The 18,843-nt window shown below is 63.6% G+C and carries 13 protein-coding genes; 12 read left to right on the forward strand and 1 reads right to left on the reverse strand.

Annotated features, from left to right (window positions below; all coding sequences use genetic code 11):
• Positions 1-130 precede the first annotated feature (130 nt).
• The 3 genes from rpmE to AC2CGW_RS20305 all read left to right on the forward strand — a co-directional run bounded on the left by rpmE (position 131) and on the right by AC2CGW_RS20305 (position 2,620).
• Positions 131-346 carry a 50S ribosomal protein L31 gene (rpmE, locus tag AC2CGW_RS20295; RefSeq protein WP_186665611.1) on the forward strand — a complete coding sequence of 72 codons (216 nt, stop codon included), beginning with the start codon at positions 131-133 and terminating at the stop codon, positions 344-346.
• A gap of 2 nt (positions 347-348) precedes the next feature.
• Complete coding sequence (locus AC2CGW_RS20300) at positions 349-1,176, forward strand: thermonuclease family protein (RefSeq protein WP_186665613.1); 828 nt, start codon at positions 349-351, stop codon at positions 1,174-1,176.
• 175 nt (positions 1,177-1,351) lie between these two features.
• Complete coding sequence (locus AC2CGW_RS20305) at positions 1,352-2,620, forward strand: malic enzyme-like NAD(P)-binding protein (protein ID WP_186665614.1); 1,269 nt, start codon at positions 1,352-1,354, stop codon at positions 2,618-2,620.
• A 129-nt stretch (positions 2,621-2,749) separates the two neighbouring features.
• Here AC2CGW_RS20305 and AC2CGW_RS20310 read toward each other — a convergent pair whose 3' ends face one another.
• Positions 2,750-5,200, reverse strand: a complete 2,451-nt coding sequence (locus AC2CGW_RS20310; RefSeq protein WP_411384515.1) for a penicillin-binding protein 1A — start codon at positions 5,198-5,200, stop codon at positions 2,750-2,752.
• A 173-nt stretch (positions 5,201-5,373) separates the two neighbouring features.
• Here AC2CGW_RS20310 and pilM point away from each other — a divergent pair, with 173 nt between their 5' ends.
• From pilM to AC2CGW_RS20355, 9 genes are all read left to right on the forward strand, one after another.
• On the forward strand, positions 5,374-6,249 hold the full coding sequence (gene pilM / locus AC2CGW_RS20315) for a type IV pilus biogenesis protein PilM (RefSeq protein ID WP_186721475.1): 876 nt from the start codon (positions 5,374-5,376) through the stop codon (positions 6,247-6,249).
• Positions 6,246-6,779 carry a PilN domain-containing protein gene (locus AC2CGW_RS20320; RefSeq protein WP_186665617.1) on the forward strand — a complete coding sequence of 178 codons (534 nt, stop codon included), beginning with the start codon at positions 6,246-6,248 and terminating at the stop codon, positions 6,777-6,779. Before pilM ends, AC2CGW_RS20320 begins: the two co-directional genes overlap by 4 nt.
• A gap of 2 nt (positions 6,780-6,781) precedes the next feature.
• Positions 6,782-7,792: a pilus assembly protein PilP gene (locus AC2CGW_RS20325; protein WP_411383456.1), complete on the forward strand. Its 1,011-nt coding sequence runs from the start codon at positions 6,782-6,784 to the stop codon at positions 7,790-7,792.
• Positions 7,746-8,984: a type IV pilus secretin PilQ gene (locus AC2CGW_RS20330; RefSeq protein ID WP_484574513.1), complete on the forward strand. Its 1,239-nt coding sequence runs from the start codon at positions 7,746-7,748 to the stop codon at positions 8,982-8,984. Before AC2CGW_RS20325 ends, AC2CGW_RS20330 begins: the two co-directional genes overlap by 47 nt.
• 4 nt (positions 8,985-8,988) lie before the next feature.
• Complete coding sequence (aroK, locus tag AC2CGW_RS20335; RefSeq protein WP_186665619.1) at positions 8,989-9,507, forward strand: shikimate kinase AroK; 519 nt, start codon at positions 8,989-8,991, stop codon at positions 9,505-9,507.
• A gap of 97 nt (positions 9,508-9,604) precedes the next feature.
• On the forward strand, positions 9,605-10,702 hold the full coding sequence (gene aroB / locus AC2CGW_RS20340) for a 3-dehydroquinate synthase (protein ID WP_186708690.1): 1,098 nt from the start codon (positions 9,605-9,607) through the stop codon (positions 10,700-10,702).
• A gap of 15 nt (positions 10,703-10,717) precedes the next feature.
• Positions 10,718-12,340, forward strand: a complete 1,623-nt coding sequence (locus tag AC2CGW_RS20345) for an AAA family ATPase (protein WP_186665623.1) — start codon at positions 10,718-10,720, stop codon at positions 12,338-12,340.
• A 375-nt stretch (positions 12,341-12,715) separates the two neighbouring features.
• On the forward strand, positions 12,716-17,161 hold the full coding sequence (gltB, locus tag AC2CGW_RS20350; protein ID WP_186665625.1) for a glutamate synthase large subunit: 4,446 nt from the start codon (positions 12,716-12,718) through the stop codon (positions 17,159-17,161).
• Between the two features lie 123 nt (positions 17,162-17,284).
• A complete protein-coding gene (locus AC2CGW_RS20355) occupies positions 17,285-18,703 on the forward strand; it encodes an FAD-dependent oxidoreductase (protein ID WP_484574489.1) in 1,419 nt (472 codons plus the stop codon).
• The last annotated feature ends 140 nt before the right edge of the window (positions 18,704-18,843 follow it).

The following is an 18,843-nucleotide window of genomic DNA, read 5'->3' on the forward strand; positions in this document are numbered from 1 at the left end:
CCTAGCAGACGACGGTCGGTGCAAGCGACAACTTGCGCTGGCCTGAAGGTCTGGTATTATTCGCCGCCTAATTACGTGCGGTATTCAACAATTGGTGTTGGGTGGCGGCACGCAGCTCGAGGAAGTGACCATGAAAGCCGATATTCATCCGAACTACGAAGCAGTTGCTGTCACCTGCAGCTGCGGCAACAAATTCGAAACCCGTTCGACCCTGGGCGACACCCTGGCGATCGACGTTTGCAACCTCTGCCACCCGTTCTACACCGGTAAGCAGAAGGTCCTGGACACCGGTGGTCGCGTACAGAAGTTCGCCGATCGCTTCGGTATGTTCGGTACCAAGAAGTAATCATGCGCACGGCGAGCCCTTCGGGTTTCGCATTGCTGCAAAAGAAGGCGCCCCTCGTGGGCGCCTTTTTTGTGGGCGCAATCTGGCATGTTTCCGCGCAGGCCTTCTGCCCGGTACCCGAGGCGGTGCAGTCGGTGACGGTGCGTCAGGTCGTCGATGGCGATACCGTGCGTCTGGGGGATGGCCGCAGCGTACGGCTGATTGGCATCAATGCACCGGAGATCGGGCGCAAGGGGCGCACCAGCGAACCCTATGCCGAGGCGGCCAGGCGGCGGCTGGAGGCATTGGTGCAGGCCAGTGATGGCCAGGTGGGGCTGGTGCCGGGTGTGGAGCCCAGGGACAAGTACGGGCGCACCTTGGCGCACATCTATGGCCGTAATGGCGACAATCTTGAAGCGCAGTTGCTCAGTGAAGGCTTGGCCTATCGCGTTGCGGTGGCACCCAACGTCCGTCTGGTCGGTTGCCAACAACAGGCCGAGCAGGTCGCGCGCGCGGGTGGCCTCGGGCTCTGGCGGCAGTCGCCGGTCATCGCTGCAGGGCGCCTGAGGCAATCCGGATTCGCCGTGATCGGCGGCAGGGTCAGCGCGATCGATCGCAATCGAGGCGGCGTCTGGCTGGAGCTTGACGAGGCTGTGGTGCTGCAGGTCCCCGCTCGTCTGCAACGCGCCTTCCCCGACAGTTTCTTCGATAATCTCAAGGGGCATCAGGTCGAGGCGCGCGGCTGGGTGCTGGATCGTTCCCGCAAGGGCGGGCTCAAGCCTGGCCAGCGACGCTGGCTGTTGCCACTGACCGATCCGAGCATGTTGGAGCGGATTTCGGGGAAAAAATAGTTGTAGACATTATGATCCCGGATTGTACACACTCAAGGTCGTAAGCCCCGCGGGTTGTAGCGTAAAGTCGTAGGCCAAGGGCCTTGACACATGTGACCGGGCAGTCTTGTCGCTTCCCGGCTCTTTGCGTATCCTCGGCGGTCCGTCAGAACAGTAAACAAGCGGAATGCCCACCATGTCAGACTTGAAAACCGCCGCTCTCGAATATCACGCTCAACCTCGCCCGGGGAAACTGAGCGTCGAACTCTCCAAGCCAACCGCCACCGCCCGTGACCTTGCCCTGGCCTACAGCCCAGGCGTCGCCGAGCCGGTACGCGAAATTGGCCGTGATCCGGAGCTGGCCTACAAATACACCGGCAAGGGCAACCTGGTCGCTGTGATCTCCGACGGTACTGCCATCCTCGGCCTGGGTGACCTCGGCCCGCTGGCCTCCAAGCCAGTCATGGAAGGCAAGGGTGTTCTGTTCAAGCGTTTCGCCGGTATCGACGTGTTCGACATCGAAGTCGAGTCGGAAAGCCCACAGGCTTTCATCGACACCGTTCGCCGCATCTCCATCACCTTCGGTGGCATCAACCTCGAAGACATCAAGGCACCTGAGTGCTTCGAGATCGAGCGCACCCTGATCGAACAGTGCGACATCCCGGTCTTCCACGATGACCAGCACGGCACCGCCATCGTGACGGCGGCCGGCATGATCAACGCCCTGGAAATCGCAGGCAAGAAGCTCGAAGACGCCAAGATCGTCTGCCTGGGTGCCGGCGCTGCCGCCATCTCCTGCATGAAGCTGCTGGTCAGCATGGGTGCCAAGGTCGAGAACATCTACATGATCGACCGTAGCGGCGTGATCCACGCTGGCCGCGACGACCTGAACCAGTACAAGGCGCAGTTCGCCCACGCCACCGACAAGCGCACTCTGGCTGACGCGCTGGAAGGTGCTGACGTGTTCGTTGGCCTGTCCGGCCCGAACCTGCTGAGCCCGGAAGGCCTGAAGTCGATGGCTGCCAACCCGATCGTGTTCGCCTGCTCGAACCCGGATCCGGAAATCGCTCCAGAGCTGGCTCACGCCACTCGCAGCGACGTGATCATGGCCACCGGTCGTTCCGACTACCCGAACCAGGTCAACAACGTACTGGGCTTCCCCTTCATCTTCCGTGGTGCCCTGGACGTTCGCGCCAAGCGCATCAACGAAGAAATGAAGATCGCCGCCGCCGTCGCCCTGAAAGACCTGGCCAAGCTGCCGGTTCCGAAGGAAGTCTGCGAGGCCTACGGCGTCGAAGGTCTGGAGTTCGGTCGTGAGTACATCATTCCGAAGCCACTGGACGCTCGCCTGATCACCGTCGTTTCCGATGCCGTGGCCAAGGCCGCCATCGAATCCGGTGTGGCGACCCTGCCGTATCCGAAGCACTACCCGCTCAAGAGCGTGGATGACGTGTTCAACGGCTGATCCCGTTGTAGCGACATGAAAAAGCCCCGGCTCGCGAGAGTCGGGGCTTTTTATTGGCCGCTGTTCTACAGATGGCCGCTCCACCTGTAGAAGCGGCACAAGGCCGCTGCTACAGGTTCAAATCACCACTCAGAACAGATCCATCGGCGCCGCTTCATCGGCCGGCAGCGGGCTGCCCGGTGCTGCACCGTTGCCCAGCTCATCCACCGACGGTGGGGAATCCTCGGCCTTGAACAGCTCGAAGTAGGCGTTTGGCGTGCTTGGCGTCGCCGCGCGACCGCTGACCGGATCCACGCGCAGGCTGAGGATGCCCTCAGGCTCTGCCGGTGCGTGTTCAGGCTTGCCCTTGAGTGCCGGGCCCATGAAGTCCATCCAGATCGGCAGTGCAACGGTGCCGCCATATTCTCGGCGACCAAGTGTTTCAGGCTGGTCGAAACCGACCCAGACCGTGGTCACGTAGTCGGCGTTGTAGCCGGAGAACCAGGCGTCCTTGGATTCGTTGGTCGTACCGGTCTTGCCCGCGATGTCGCTGCGGCCCAGGGCCAGGGCGCGACGGCCCGTACCACGCTTGATCACATCCTGCAGCATGCTGGTCAGGATGTAGGTGGTACGGCCATCGACGATACGCTCGGCGATGGCCGGCGTTTGCGGTGGCGGGGCGATCTGGCCCAGTGCCGAAGGCGCGGTGCCCGGTTGTGGGAGCGTGGTGATCGGCTCTTCGGGCGCGGCGATGCCGGCCTGGTCCTGGTTGCCCTGGGGGACGCGTGCCGGGTTCGCGGTGAACAGGGTTTCGCCGTTGCGGCTTTCGACGCGCTCGATCAGGTATGGGTTGATCTTGTAGCCGCCGTTGGCAAAGGTGCTCCAGCCGGTGGCGATCTCCATCGGGGTGAGCGTTGCGGTACCCAATGCCAGCGACAGGTTGCGCGGCAGGTCCTGCTTGTTGAAGCCGAACTTGGCAATGTAGTCGATGGTGCGGTCGACCCCCATCGCCTGGAGCAGGCGGATCGAGACCAGGTTGCGCGACTTGTACAGCGCCTCGCGCATGCGAATCGGGCCGAGGAAGGTGTTGGTGTCGTTCTTCGGACGCCAGACCTTGTCGAGGTATTCGTCGACGAACACGATCGGTGCGTCGTTGACCAGGCTGGCGGCGGTGTAGCCGTTGTCCAGCGCAGCGCTATAGACGAAGGGCTTGAAGCTGGAGCCTGGCTGGCGCTTGGCCTGCATGGCGCGGTTGTAGTTGCTCTGCTCGAACGAGAATCCTCCGACCAGGGCGCGGATTGCACCGTTGTTCGGGTCAAGCGTGACCAGTGCGCTCTGGGCGCCCGGCACCTGGCTGAACTTGAGCTTGCCGTCGTCCAGGCGTTGCAGGCGCACCAGGTCGCCGATCTGCGCGACGTCGGCCGGCGACTGAGGCGTGCGACCCTGGGCATTGCTGTTGATGAACGGACGGGCCCACTTCATGGTGTCCCAGGCCACGTCTTCGTCCTGGCCACCGCGGGTCATGACTTTCAGGCCGGTCTTGTCCACCTGGGTGACGATGGCCGGTTCCAGGCCGCCGAGGGTGCGTTGCTTGCCCAGTTCCTGCTGCCAGGCGGCGCGGGTCTTGCCTGGGAAGCGCGCTTCGGGACCACGGTAGCCGTGGCGCTCGTCGTATTGGGAGAGGCCGTTGAGGACTGCCTTGTTGGCGATTTCCTGCGTGTCGCTGGGCACGGTCGTGGTCACCCGGAAACCTTCGGTATAGGCATCGCTGCCGTAGCGGCCGACCATTTCGGCGCGGGCCATTTCGGCGACGAACGGCGCATTCACCTCAGGTGTCGGTACGTGATAGCTGGCGTTCAGCGGCTCGGCGAGGGCGGCCTGGTAGCTGGCCTCATCGATCTTGCCGAGTTTGTACATGCGGCCGAGGATCCAGTCGCGGCGCTCCTTGGCGCGCACCGGGTTGGCCAGCGGGTTGAAGCGCGAAGGGGCTTTCGGCAGGCCGGCGATCATCGCCATCTGCGCCAGGCTGACATCGCGGATCGACTTGCCGTAGTACACCTGCGCGGCGGCGTCGATACCGTAGGCGCGGTTGCCCAGGTAGATCTTGTTGACGTACAGCTCGAGGATTTCGTCCTTGGTCAGCTCGCGTTCGATCTGCAGCGCCAGGAGGATCTCGTTGGTCTTGCGCGAGAAGCTGCGCTCGCTGGTGAGGAAGAAGTTCTTCGCCACCTGCATGGTGATGGTGCTGCCGCCGGTCTGGATATGACCGGATTTCACCAACTGGGTCGCGGCGCGCATCAGGCTGCTCGGATCGACCCCGTAGTGATTGAGGAAATTGTCGTCTTCGGCTGACAGAAGCGCCTGGATGAACTGTGGGGGAATTTCCGCAAAACGGATCGGCGAGCGGCGCATTTCGCCAAACTCGGCAATCAGTTTGCCGTCGCTGCTGTACACCCTCAGGGGGATCTGCAACTGGATGCTTCTGAGCGAGTCGACCGAAGGCAGGCTGGGACTAAGATACAGAAACGCACCACTCAGACCGAGCACGAGCGCGCAGATGACGGCGACGAAAGACCACCAGAAGAACTTCAGCAGGCGTATCAAGGCTTTTGGGTGTCCAGGTTGAGAAGTGGAGTGCACGCAGGCCCGGCGGCCGGGGAAAAACGCTGGGCATTATAAGCATTTTCGCCCCGCCGGGTCATCGGTCGGTCGGGGCAAGGGGCGCAATCGCCCCGGATGGCAAGGGTTTGCCACGGTCATGAAAAGGAGCAGCGATGCTTGGACGCTTTGGCAGGGATGCCGGTTCAGTATTGGGGGTGGAAATTGCCTCCGATTCGGTGAGGATTGTTGAATTACAGCGGCGACGAGGGCGCCATGAGCTGACTGCCTGGGCGGTCGAGCCGATCCAGCGGGGCGGTGTCGATACCGAAGTGCAGGCGATGGCCCTGCGTCAGGCGTGGCATCGTTGTGGTAGCCGGTCTAGACGGGTTGCGCTGGCCGTGCCCGGCTCGCAGGTGATCTGCAAGGTGGGCCAGTTGCCCGCCGCGCTGGCGGAGTCCGAACGAGAGGCGCGTCTGCTGGCTGATGCCGAGCGGCTTTTCCCGTTCCCGATTGACGATCTGGCCCTGGACTTTCAGGTGCTTGGTACTTCGCAGCAGGCACCGGACATGCTCGATGTACTGGTCGGGGCCGCTCGCCAGAGCTTTCTGGAGCCTCTGTTGCAGCCATTCGAGGCGGCAGGCCTGGAGGTGGTTGTCGTCGAGCTGGACGGCCTGGCGCTGCGTCGTTTGCAGGCCGTGGAGTACTGTCGGCCACTGCTGCAGGTCGAGGCCGACAGTCTGACCCTGCATGGCTGGCCCGATGGCCCCATGCCTTGGCGCAAGGCGCAGAGGATCGAGCCTGGCGTAGGGACGACCGAATTTCTGACGCGCGTCGAGAGCTTGCTGGAGGGGGATCGCCCCTTCGAGCTGACTGCCGGGTTGATGGTCGGCGGCGGGGCGGCGACGGATGCTTGCGTGCGGTCGCTGGCGCGGCATTTCGGGTTCCCCTGTGAGCAGGTTTGCCCGCAGGGTGTCCACGCGGGTTCGCTGCCAGACCACTGCAGTGCCCTGGTCCTGCCCCTCAGCCTCGCCCTGGGAGGTGCGCAATGAACCTGCGCCTGAATCTCCTGCCCTGGCGTGAGCGCCAGCGTCTGGTGGCGCTGCGCAACTTCCAGCTGGTGTTTCTGGGCAGTCTGTTCGCAGCTTTTGTCGTGGTCATGCTGGTCGATCGGTTCGCCCATCTGCGCCTGAAGCAGCAAGCCGCTGCCGGTGTGCAGCGTCAGCAGCAGTTGCAGTGGCTGGATGGGCAAGTGGCACGTCTCGAGCAACTGCGCGAGGCGCACGCGGGCCTGCGTAGTCAGGTGGATGCGCTGGGTGGGCTGCGCTCGTCGCAGCACGGCGTGCCGCAGCTGTTGATCGAGATCGAGCTGGCGATGCCGCAAGGGATGCAACTGACCCGCCTGGACGTGCAGGGCGATCGTCTGCAGGTCAATGGCCTGGCGGTTTCTGCTGCTGTGCTGGCCCAGTTCATGCGCGACCTGCAGCGCTCGCCGGTACTCCTGGACCTTGAGCTCAAGCACGTCATCGCGCGCGCGGGTGGCGACGCATTTTTACTCGTTGCCCGGGTGGTGGCCTCCTGAGCATGCGCATTGCAGAGGTGCTGGGCTGGCACGAGATGGCCGGGCGCTCGCGTATGTACAGGGGCGCGGTCGTGGCCGCTGGTGTGTTGCTGGTCCTGGCCTGCGGCTATCAGCTTCGTCTGCAGGAGGTGCGCGCAGCCTACCGTCAAGGCGTGGCGAGTGAAGTCGAGCAGCGGCGGCTGTTGCAGGCGCGGGAGCAACAGGTCCTGGCGCTGGATGACGCCGAGGCGGCGCTGGCCAGCGAGGAGAAGCGGCTGCGGGATGCGCGCTGGCGATTGTCGGGTGGCGAGAGCATGAGCGATCTGCTCGACCAGTTGGCGGTTTCGGGACGCACCTACGGCCTGGTTTTCGAGCGCCTCGACGTGGAAGAAGGCGTCGAGGCGCAGGGTTACCGCCAGGTGCCCTTGCAGATGCAGGTGAGTGGGCGCTATGCCGCCCTGCGTCCCTGGCTGGGCGAGTGGCTGGGGCAGTTGCGCCTGCTGCAGGTGACCCGTTTGCAACTGGAGCCTGCAGCAGACCGGCCGGGGCTATTGCAGCTTCAAGTGTCAGTGCAGGCATTTCATGCCGGCGAGACGTTGCCGGTGCCCGCTTCGCTGGCCGATGAGCCCGCGGGTCCGATCGGTCGGGCGCCGGAGCTGGACCCGTTTGCACCCTGGTCGTCGCGTCGGCATGCGGAGGGTTTGGCGGGGGTGCCACTGGAGCAGTTGGAGATGGTTGGCAGCCTGTCCCGCGCAGGGCAAACCCAGGCGCTGGTGCGCTGGGCCGGGCGTGTTTACCGGGTTGCCAAGGGGGACCGCCTGGGTCGTGAAGAGGGTGAAGTGATACAGGTCGACCAGGATCAGGTCGAGATCAGCGAGCGGCTGTTCAATGGTGGCGAGTGGCAACAGCATTCGAGCTACCTGACGTTAAGCAGGCGCACAGGCGCAAGGAGCGAACGTGAAGAGACTGTTGATCGGCATCATGGCGATGCTGCTGGCGCTACGGGCAATGGCGGAGCCCCTGTACAAAGGTGAGCCGCTTTCGCTGAACTTCCAGGACGTCGAGGTCCGTGCGGTACTGCAGGTGCTAGCCGATTATGCCGGCATCAACCTGGTGGCCAGTGACACGGTGCGGGGCAATGTCACCCTGCGGCTGCACGAGGTGCCTTGGGACCAGGCGCTGGACCTGGTGTTGCGCAGCCGGGGGCTGGCCAGGCGCGAGGAGGGCAACGTGCTATTGGTCGCGCCCGCTGCCGAGCTCGCCGAGCAGTCGCGCGAGGCGCGCATCGACCAGGCACTCGAGGCGCAGTTGCAGCCGCTGCGTCGGGAGTTGCTGCCGATCCATCACGCCGATGCGGCCGACCTGGCGAAACTGTTGCTGGAAAGCCTGGCGGATGACGACCCCGCAGCAGGGCGCGGCAGCTTGAGCGTGGACTCGCGGACCAACACCCTGATCGCCACCCAGTCTGCCGCGCGCCTGGCCGAGTTGCGGCAACTGGTGGCGCACCTGGATGTGCCGGTGCGCCAGGTAATGATCGAGGCCCGGATCGTCGAGGCCAACGTCGATTATGAGAACGTGCTCGGGATTCGCTGGGGAGCAGGGCTGGGTGGTATGCCAGGGCGGCCCGCCGGTGAGCTGTTTGTCGATCTCGGCGCGCAGGGGGCGACCTCTGGCGTAGGAGTGGGGCTGGTGCGTGGCGATGTGCTGCTTGACCTGGAGCTCAGTGCCATGGAGAAAAGCGGCAATGGCGAGATCATCTCCCAGCCCAAGGTGGTCACTGCCGACAAGGAAACCGCGCGGATCCTCAAGGGCACCGAAGTGCCGTACCAGCAGTCGAGCAAGAGCGGTGCAACCTCGGTGGCATTCCGCGAGGCATCGCTGTCACTGGAGGTCACGCCGCAGATCACCCCGGATGGCAAGGTCATCATGGCGGTGCGGGTGACCAAGGACGAGCCGGACTACCTCAATGCCCTCAACGATGTGCCGCCGATCCGCAAGAACGAGGTCAACGCCAAGGTGCGAGTGGCCGATGGCGAGACGATTGTGATTGGTGGCGTGTACTCGACGTCGCATAACAATGTGGTGGACAAGGTGCCATTTCTTGGCGATCTGCCGTATGTTGGACGGCTGTTTCGACGCGATGCATTACAAGAGAAAAAATCTGAGCTGCTGGTCTTCCTGACTCCGCGTATCATGGGTGACCGGGCGATAGCTGTGAGTCGTTGATTCTGTGCGAAATTTGATACTTGTAGGGCCCATGGGCGCCGGTAAGAGCACCATCGGGCGCCTTTTGGCCAAAGAGCTGCGCCTGCTGTTCAAGGATTCCGACAAGGAAATCGAGCTGCGAACCGGCGCCAACATCCCGTGGATCTTCGACAAGGAAGGCGAGCCGGGCTTCCGTGATCGTGAGCAGGCGATGATTGCCGAGCTCTGCGAGCTCGACGGCGTGGTTGTCGCAACCGGTGGCGGCGCGGTGATGCGCGAAGCCAATCGCCAGGCGTTGTACAAGGGCGGGCGTGTCATCTACCTGCATGCTTCGGTGGAACAGCAGGTTGGCCGCACTGCGCGTGATCGCAACCGCCCACTGCTGCGGACCGCCAACCCGGAAGCCACGCTTCGTGCATTGCTGGAAACCCGCGACCCGCTCTATCGCGAGATCGCCGACCTCGTGGTGGAAACCGACGAACGGCCACCGCGCATGGTCGTGCTCGATATTCTCGAGCGTTTGCAGCAGTTGCCGCCCCGCTGAGCCGGGACTATCCTCGGCGACCAACGCCGGGGCGACGTTGAACGTTACCGCGCTGGCCGCTCAGGCAAGGCCGCGCCAAAGCATATTGTGGGGATACATGCAGACATTGAAGGTCGATCTGGGCGAACGTAGCTATCCGATCTACATTGGCGAGGGCCTGCTGGACCAGCCCGAGCTGCTGGCGCCGCACATTGCCGGACGGCAGGTCGCCATCGTCTCCAACGAAACCGTCGCGCCCCTGTATCTCGAGCGGCTGAGCAAGACGCTCGGCGCCTGGTCGGTGCTACCAGTGGTGCTGCCTGACGGCGAAGCCCACAAGAACTGGGAAACCCTTCAGCTGATTTTCGATGCCCTGCTCACGGCCCGCCATGATCGGCGCACCACTGTGGTCGCGCTGGGCGGCGGAGTGATCGGCGACATGGCTGGATTTGCCGCGGCCTGTTACCAGCGAGGTGTCGACTTCATCCAGGTGCCGACCACGCTGCTGTCCCAGGTGGATTCGTCCGTTGGTGGCAAGACCGGCATCAACCACCCGCTGGGCAAGAACATGGTCGGTGCCTTCTATCAGCCCAACGCGGTGCTGATCGACACCACCAGCCTGCGTACCCTGCCACCCCGCGAGCTGTCGGCAGGTCTCGCTGAAGTGATCAAGTACGGCCTGATCTGCGACGAGCCATTCCTCGGCTGGCTGGAAGACAACATGGCGGCGCTGCGCAAGCTCGATTCCGTGGCGCTGACCGAAGCCATCCGCCGCTCCTGTGCGGCGAAGGCGGCGGTGGTGGGCGCCGACGAGCGTGAGTCCGGTGTGCGTGCCACCCTGAACCTCGGCCATACCTTCGGCCATGCCATCGAAACCCACATGGGTTACGGGGTATGGTTGCATGGCGAGGCCGTCGCTGCCGGGACCGTCATGGCCCTGGAGATGTCCATGCGCCTGGGCTGGATCGACCAGTCGGCGCGTGATCGCGGAATTCGCCTGCTGCAGGATGCAGGCTTGCCGGTGGTGCCCCCACAGGAAATGACCCCGGCGCATTTCATGGAACATATGGCGGTCGACAAGAAGGTGCTCGACGGACGCCTGCGCCTGGTGCTGTTGCGCCAGATGGGCGAGGCCGTGATCACCGACGACTATCCGAAAGAGATTCTTCAGGCCACGCTTGCAGCGGATTACCGCGCGATCGTGGCGCAGCTTTGAGGTTGTGACAGCGCGATGACCAGTTTGCATGCCGATGAGGCGTTCCTCGATCACTACCAGTTGAGTCACGATCCGTTCGCACCTCGGGTGCCCGGGTTCAAGTTCTTCCCTGCCCAGCGCAAGCCGGTGTTGGGTCAACTGCATCACCTGGCGCGTTACAGCCACCTGATGCTCGTGGTGACCGGACCGTTGGGCAGCGGCAAGACCCTGCTGCGCCAGGCCCTGGTGGCCAGCACCAACAAGCAGTCGGTGCAGAGCGTGGTCGTTTCTGCGCGCGGCGCAAGCGATGCTGCCAGCGTGCTGGGCCAGGTAGCCCAGGCGCTGAACGTCGCGCAGCCGGAAGTGCAGGCGATCCTGTCCCAGGTCGTCCAGTTGGCTCTGACCGGGCAGGAAGTCTATCTGCTAGTGGACGATGCGGAACAACTCGACGAGTCGGCACTCCAAGCGTTGCTGGAGCTGGCGGCAGGCGTTCCGGAAGGGCGCCCGCATGTGTTCCTGTTCGGTGAGCCTTCGCTGATTGCCGGGTTGGACGAACTCAGTGTCGAGGAAGAACGCTTCCACATCATCGAGCTTGCCCCCTACAGCGAAGAAGAGACTCGGGAGTATCTGGAGCAGCGTCTGGAAGGTGCTGGCCGGGGCCTTGAGGTGTTCAGCGCCGAACAGATCGCCGATATCCACGAAAACTCCGACGGCTGGCCAGGAAACATCAACCAGGTTGCCCGCGATACCTTGATCGAAGCCATGATCGCTACCCGCAGTACGGAAAAGCGACCATCCATGGGGTTCAAAATGCCTAAGAAACATGTGCTCGCGCTGTCCGCTGTCGTTGTGGTCGCTGTCGCTGCCGCGGTCCTGATGCCCAAGAAAGGCGACAAGGCGCCGACCGACGCGCCTGCTGCCCAGGCCCAGTTGCCACTGGGGCAGTCGGGCAATGGCGGCCCGACCGTCGAATTCTCCGGTTCGTCGCAGCCCATGCCGCTGCCGCTGGTGGGGCAGTCGCAGCCGGTCATGCGTGAGCCGCTGGCCCAGGCCGCAGGCATGGGCGATGGTGACGAGGCTGGCCCTGCCGGTAATACTGCACTGCAGCCTTCAGCGCCTTCGGCTGCCGTTCCTCCCACCGTCACCACCACTGCGCCGCCCCAAGGTGTCGCTGCTGGCCCTGCACCTGCTCCAGCCCAGCCAGTAGCCAGCGTGCCTGCCCAGCCGGTTGCGCCTGCACAGAAACCTGTCGCAACCCAGCCGGCAAAACCGGTTGCGCCTGCTGCCAAGCCAGCGCCGGCTCCGACCCAGGTGGCCACCGCCAAGCCCGCAGCCAAGCCTGCCGAGAAACCCGCCGCCGGAGGCGCAGGCAACAGCGGCTGGTACAGCGGCCAGAAGCCGGGCAACTATGTGGTTCAGGTGTTCGGTACCAGCAATGAATCCGCTGCCCAATCGTTCGTCAGGGAGCAGGGTGGCGACTATCGCTACTTCAAGAAAACCCTGCAGGGCAAGCCGCTGTACGTGGTGACCTACGGCAACTTCGGCAGCCGCGATGCCGCAGCTGCGGCAATCAAGAACTTGCCAGCGAAGGTCCAGGCTGGTAAACCTTGGCCTCGTACCGTCGGCAGCGTTCAACAAGAGCTGGCCACGGCCCGCTGATCCTTCCGGGCGGCACCACCCCCGCCGCCCAGTTGCTGAGCGAATCCCGGACTCGACAAAGCCTGCTGTGCTGATGCGCGGCAGGCTTTTCTGTCCCAGACTGCCGGCCACAAGCCTTCTGTTGCAGTCACGGCTGAAACGCTTCAGACTCGAGTCAAGCCGCTATCACGGCGCATGACGCAAAAACATTCAAAAATGCGACATAAACTTTCAACGATTCGTCGTGAAAATTTGTGGGCCTCCCTGTCGCTGTGCAACAATGGTTTCCCTATACCCACCGCAAAAAAGCTGGCATTCGATCGGCGTGGATGGTAAGTGGTTGTACTAAAAAGAGATTTGCCTTGGTTGAGAGGCGAACCTGGTGAGAAAGTGTCTATGAAAACAGGTCTGTACCATCCCGAAGAGTTCAAGGATAACTGTGGTTTTGGCCTGATCGCCCATATGACGGGCGAGCCGAGTCACCACCTTCTGCAAACTGCCGTCGAGGCTCTGACCTGCATGACCCACCGTGGTGGGATCAACGCAGATGGCAAGACCGGTGACGGTTGTGGCCTGCTGATGCAGAAGCCCGATCAGTTCCTGCGTGCCGTGGCCCAGGAGCACTTTGCCGTCGAACTGCCCAAGCAGTACGCCGTCGGCATGGTGTTCTTCAATCAGGACCCTGTGAAAGCCGAGGCTGCGCGCGCCAACATGGACCGCGAGATCCTCGCTGCCGGCCTGCAACTGGTCGGCTGGCGCAAAGTGCCGATCGACACCAGCGTGCTCGGTCGCCTGGCCCTCGAACGTCTGCCGCAGATCGAGCAGGTGTTCATCGGCGGTGAAGGTCTGACCGACCAGGAATTCGCCATCAAGCTGTTCAGTGCCCGTCGCCGTTCGTCCGTGGCCAACGCCCACGACGCCGACCACTACATCTGCAGCTTCTCGCACAAGACCATCATCTACAAAGGCCTGATGATGCCGGCGGACCTCACCGCCTTCTATCCGGACCTGGGCGATGAGCGCCTGAAGACCGCCATCTGTGTCTTCCACCAGCGCTTCTCCACCAACACCCTGCCGAAATGGCCGCTGGCACAGCCATTCCGCTTCCTCGCCCACAACGGCGAGATCAACACCATCACCGGCAACCGCAACTGGGCCATGGCCCGTCGCACCAAGTTCGCCAACGACCTGATCCCCGATCTGGAAGAGCTCGGTCCGCTGGTCAACCGTGTCGGCTCCGACTCCTCCAGCATGGACAACATGCTCGAGCTGATGGTCACTGGCGGCATCGACCTGTTCCGTGGTGTGCGCATGCTCGTGCCACCGGCCTGGCAGAACGTCGAGACCATGGACGCCGACCTGCGCGCCTTCTACGAATACAACTCCATGCACATGGAGCCGTGGGACGGCCCGGCCGGCATCGTCATGACCGAAGGCCGCCACGCCGTGTGCCTGCTCGACCGCAACGGCCTGCGTCCGGCGCGCTGGGTGACCACCAAGAACGGCTACATCACCCTCGCCTCGGAAATCGGCGTGTGGAACTACAAGCCTGAGGACGTCATCGCCAAGGGTCGTGTCGGCCCGGGTCAGATCTTCGCCGTGGACACCGAAACCGGTCAGATCCTCGACACCGACGCCATCGACAACCGTCTCAAGTCGCGCCATCCCTACAAGCGCTGGCTGCGTCAGCACGCCACCCGCATCCAGGCGACGCTGACCGACGACCAGGGCGTGGCCAGCTACGATGCCGACCAGCTCAAGCAATACATGAAGATGTTCCAGGTCACCTTCGAGGAGCGTGACCAGGTGCTGCGCCCGCTCGGCGAGCAGGGCCAGGAAGCAGTCGGTTCGATGGGCGACGACACGCCGATGGCCGTGCTTTCGCAGCGCGTGCGTTCGCCGTACGACTTCTTCCGCCAGCAGTTTGCCCAGGTGACCAACCCGCCGATCGACCCGCTGCGCGAGGCGATCGTGATGTCCCTGGAAATCTGCCTGGGCGCCGAGCGCAACATCTTCCAGGAGTCCCCGGAGCACGCCTCCCGAGTGATCCTCAGTTCGCCAGTGATCTCGCCCGCCAAGTGGCGCTCGCTGATGAGCCTGGAGCGCGAAGGCTTCGACCGTCACCTGATCGACCTCAACTACGAGCAGGATGTCGGCCTTGAAGCGGCCATTCGCAACATCGCCGACCAGGCCGAAGAAGCGGTGCGCAGCGGCAAGACCCAACTGGTGCTGAGCGACCGTTTCATCGCGCCGGGCAAGCTGCCGGTGCACGCTTCGCTGGCCGTTGGTGCAGTGCATCACCGCCTGACCGAGCAGGGCCTGCGCTGCGACAGCAACATCCTTGTGGAAACCGCCACCGCCCGTGACCCGCACCACTTCGCCGTGCTGCTGGGCTTCGGCGCCTCGGCTGTCTATCCGTACCTGGCGTACGAGGTGTTGGCCGACCTGATCCGCACCGGCGAAGTGCTGGGCGATCTGGATGAAGTGTTCAAGTACTACCGCAAAGGCATCTCCAAGGGCCTGTTGAAGATCCTGTCGAAGATGGGCATCTCGACCGTCGCCTCCTACCGTGGCGCGCAACTCTTCGAGGCCATCGGCCTGTCGGACGAAGTGGTCGGCCTGAGCTTCAAGGGCGTGTCCAGCCGTATCAAGGGTGCGCGTTTCGAAGACCTGGAGAGCGACCAGAAGCTGCTCGCCGCCGAAGCCTGGAGCGCGCGCAAGCCGATCCAGCAGGGCGGCTTGCTCAAGTTCGTCCACGGCGGTGAATACCACGCGTACAACCCGGACGTGGTCAACACCCTGCAGGCTGCAGTGCAGCAGGGCGACTACGCCAAGTTCAAGGAATACACCACGCTGGTCGATCAGCGTCCGGTGTCGATGATCCGCGACCTGCTCAAGGTCAAGGTTGCCGATCAGGCGCTGGCGCTGGACCAGATCGAGCCGCTGGAGGCGATCCTCAAGCGCTTCGACTCTGCCGGTATCTCCCTGGGTGCGCTGTCGCCGGAAGCCCACGAAGCGCTGGCCGAGGCGATGAACCGCCTGGGCGCGCGCTCCAACTCCGGTGAGGGCGGCGAAGACCCGGCCCGCTATGGCACTCTCAAGAGCTCGAAGATCAAGCAGGTGGCCACTGGCCGCTTTGGTGTGACCCCGGAATACCTGGTCAACGCCGAGGTCCTGCAGATCAAGGTTGCCCAGGGCGCCAAGCCCGGCGAGGGCGGCCAGCTGCCTGGCGGCAAGGTCAACGGCCTGATCGCCAAGCTGCGCTATGCGGTGCCGGGCGTGACCCTGATCTCGCCGCCACCGCACCACGACATCTATTCGATCGAAGACCTGGCGCAGCTGATCTACGACCTCAAGCAGGTCAACCCGCAGGCGCTGGTGTCGGTCAAGCTGGTGGCCGAAGCCGGTGTCGGCACGATCGCTGCCGGTGTGGCCAAGGCCTATGCCGACCTGATCACCATCTCCGGCTACGACGGTGGCACCGGCGCCTCGCCGCTGACCTCGATCAAGTACGCCGGTGCCCCGTGGGAGCTGGGCCTGGCCGAAACCCACCAGACCCTGCGTGGCAACGACCTGCGCGGCAAGGTGCGGGTACAGACCGACGGCGGTCTGAAGACCGGCCTGGACGTGATCAAGGCCGCGATCCTCGGTGCCGAAAGCTTCGGTTTCGGCACTGCGCCGATGATCGCCCTGGGCTGCAAATACCTGCGCATCTGCCACCTGAACAACTGCGCCACGGGTGTCGCCACGCAGAACGACAAGCTGCGCAAGGACCACTACATCGGCACTGTCGACATGGTGATCAACTTCTTCACCTTCGTCGCTGAAGAGACCCGTGAGTGGCTGGCCAAGCTGGGCGTGCGCAGCCTCGGCGAGTTGATCGGTCGTACCGACCTGCTCGAAGTGCTGCCGGGCGACACCGAGCGCCAGCACCACCTGGACCTCACGCCGCTGCTGGGCAGCTCGCACATTCCGGCCGACAAGCCGCAATTCTGCGAAGTCGACAAGAACCCGCCGTTCGACAAGGGCGAACTGGCCGAGAAGATGGTCGAGATGGCCTTGCCGGCAATCCGCGACCAGGCCGGTGGCGAGTTCGCCCTCGACATCTGCAACTGCGATCGTTCCATCGGTGCGCGTATCTCTGGCGAGATCGCCCGCCTGCATGGCAACCAGGGCATGGCGGCTAACCCGATCACCTTCCGCTTCAAGGGGACGGCGGGTCAGAGCTTCGGCGTGTGGAACGCCGGTGGCCTGAACCTGCACCTGGAAGGCGATGCCAACGACTACGTCGGCAAGGGCATGACCGGTGGCAAGGTCACCATCGTGCCGCCTGCCGGCAGCCCGTTCGAAACCCAGCACAGCGCCATCGTCGGCAACACCTGCCTGTACGGCGCCACGGGCGGCAAGCTGTTCGCCGCCGGTACCGCGGGCGAGCGCTTCGCTGTGCGTAACTCCGGCGCCCACGCTGTGGTCGAGGGCACCGGTGATCACTGCTGTGAATACATGACCGGCGGCTTTGTCTGCGTTCTGGGCAAGACCGGTTACAACTTCGGTTCTGGCATGACGGGCGGCTTCGCCTACGTGCTCGACATGGACAACACCTTCGTCGACAAACTCAACCACGAGCTGGTGGAAATCCAGCGCATCAGTGGCGAGGCGATGGAGGCCTACCGCAGCCACCTGGCGCGGGTCCTGGGCGAGTACGTGGAAGAAACCGGCAGTGAGTGGGGGCGTGAGCTCTCCGAGAACCTGGACGACTATGTGCGGCGCTTCTGGCTGGTCAAGCCGAAGGCGGCCAATCTGAAGCAACTGTTGTCCAGCACCCGTGCCAACCCGCAGTAAGAGCAGCTGCAAGTGGCGAGCTGCAAGCTGCACGCAGAGGCAGCGTGCGGTTCGCCCGGCTTAAGTGATCGTCTTGCGGCTTGCAGCGTGTAGCTTGCAGCTGCTGTTAAGAGGTTTTGAAAAATGGCTGAACGTCTGAGCAACGACTTCCAGTTCATCGAAGTGGGCCGCAAGGACCCGAAGAAAAAGCTGCTGCGCCAGCGCAAGAAGGAGTTCGTCGAGATCTACGAACCCTTCAAGCCGCAGCAGTCCGTGGAGCAGGCGCACCGCTGCCTGGGCTGCGGCAACCCCTATTGCGAGTGGAAGTGCCCGGTACACAACTTCATCCCCAACTGGTTGAAGCTGGTGTCCGAAGGCAACATCCTGGCGGCGGCGGAGCTGTCGCACCAGACCAACACCCTGCCGGAAGTGTGCGGCCGCGTATGCCCGCAGGACCGTCTGTGCGAGGGTGCCTGTACCCTGAACGACGGGTTCGGCGCAGTGACCATCGGCTCGGTGGAGAAGTACATCACCGACACCGCCTTCGCCATGGGCTGGCGTCCGGACATGTCCAAGGTCAAACCGACCGGCAAGCGCGTTGCGATCATCGGTGCCGGCCCCGCGGGCCTGGGCTGTGCCGACGTGCTGGTGCGTGCTGGCGTGACGCCGGTAGTGTTCGACAAGAACCCCGAGATCGGTGGCCTGCTGACCTTCGGCATCCCCGAGTTCAAGCTGGAAAAGACCGTGTTGAGCAATCGCCGCGAAGTCTTCACCGGCATGGGCATCGAGTTCCGCCTGAACACCGAGGTGGGCAAGGACATCACCATGGAACAGCTGCTCGCCGACTACGATGCAGTGTTCATGGGCATGGGCACCTACACCTACATGAAGGGTGGCTTCCCGGGTGAAGACCTGCCAGGTGTGCACGACGCCCTGGACTTCCTGATCGCCAACGTCAACCGCAACCTGGGCTTCGAGAAGTCGCCAGAAGACTTCATCGACATGCAGGGCAAGAAGGTCGTGGTGCTCGGCGGTGGCGACACCGCGATGGACTGCAACCGCACCTCGATCCGCCAGGGCGCCAAGGCCGTGACCTGCGCTTATCGTCGCGACGAGGCCAACATGCCTGGCTCGCGCAAAGAGGTGAAGAACGCCAAGGAAGAGGGCGTGAAGTTCCTCTACAACCGCCAGCCGATCGCCATTGTCGGCGAGGACAAGGTGGAGGGCGTCAAGGTGGTCGAAACCCGTCTCGGCGAGCCGGACGCCCGTGGCCGCCGCAGCCCCGAGCCGATCCCGGGTTCCGAAGAGATCCTGCCGGCCGATGCCGTGGTGATCGCCTTCGGCTTCCGCCCGAGCCCGGCGCCGTGGTTCGAGCAGCATGGCATCCAGATGGACAGCCAGGGCCGCGTCGTGGCTCCGGAGAAAGGCAAGTTCAAGCACCAGACCAGCAACCCGAAAGTCTTTGCCGGTGGCGACATGGTGCGCGGGTCGGACCTGGTGGTGACGGCGATCTTCGAAGGGCGTACTGCTGCTGAAGGGATTCTGGACTACCTCGAAGTCTGATCGATCGCTATCGCGGGGCAAGCCCGCTCCTGCAGGGACCACGCATCCCTTTGCAGGAGCAGGCTTGCCCCGCGATGCATTTTGTATACAAAAAACCTTGATCCATGGCACCCGATAGACAAAACGCATGGCCCTGGCCG

The sequence above is a fragment of the Pseudomonas sp. SYWMCR5 genome (genome assembly GCF_057197165.1).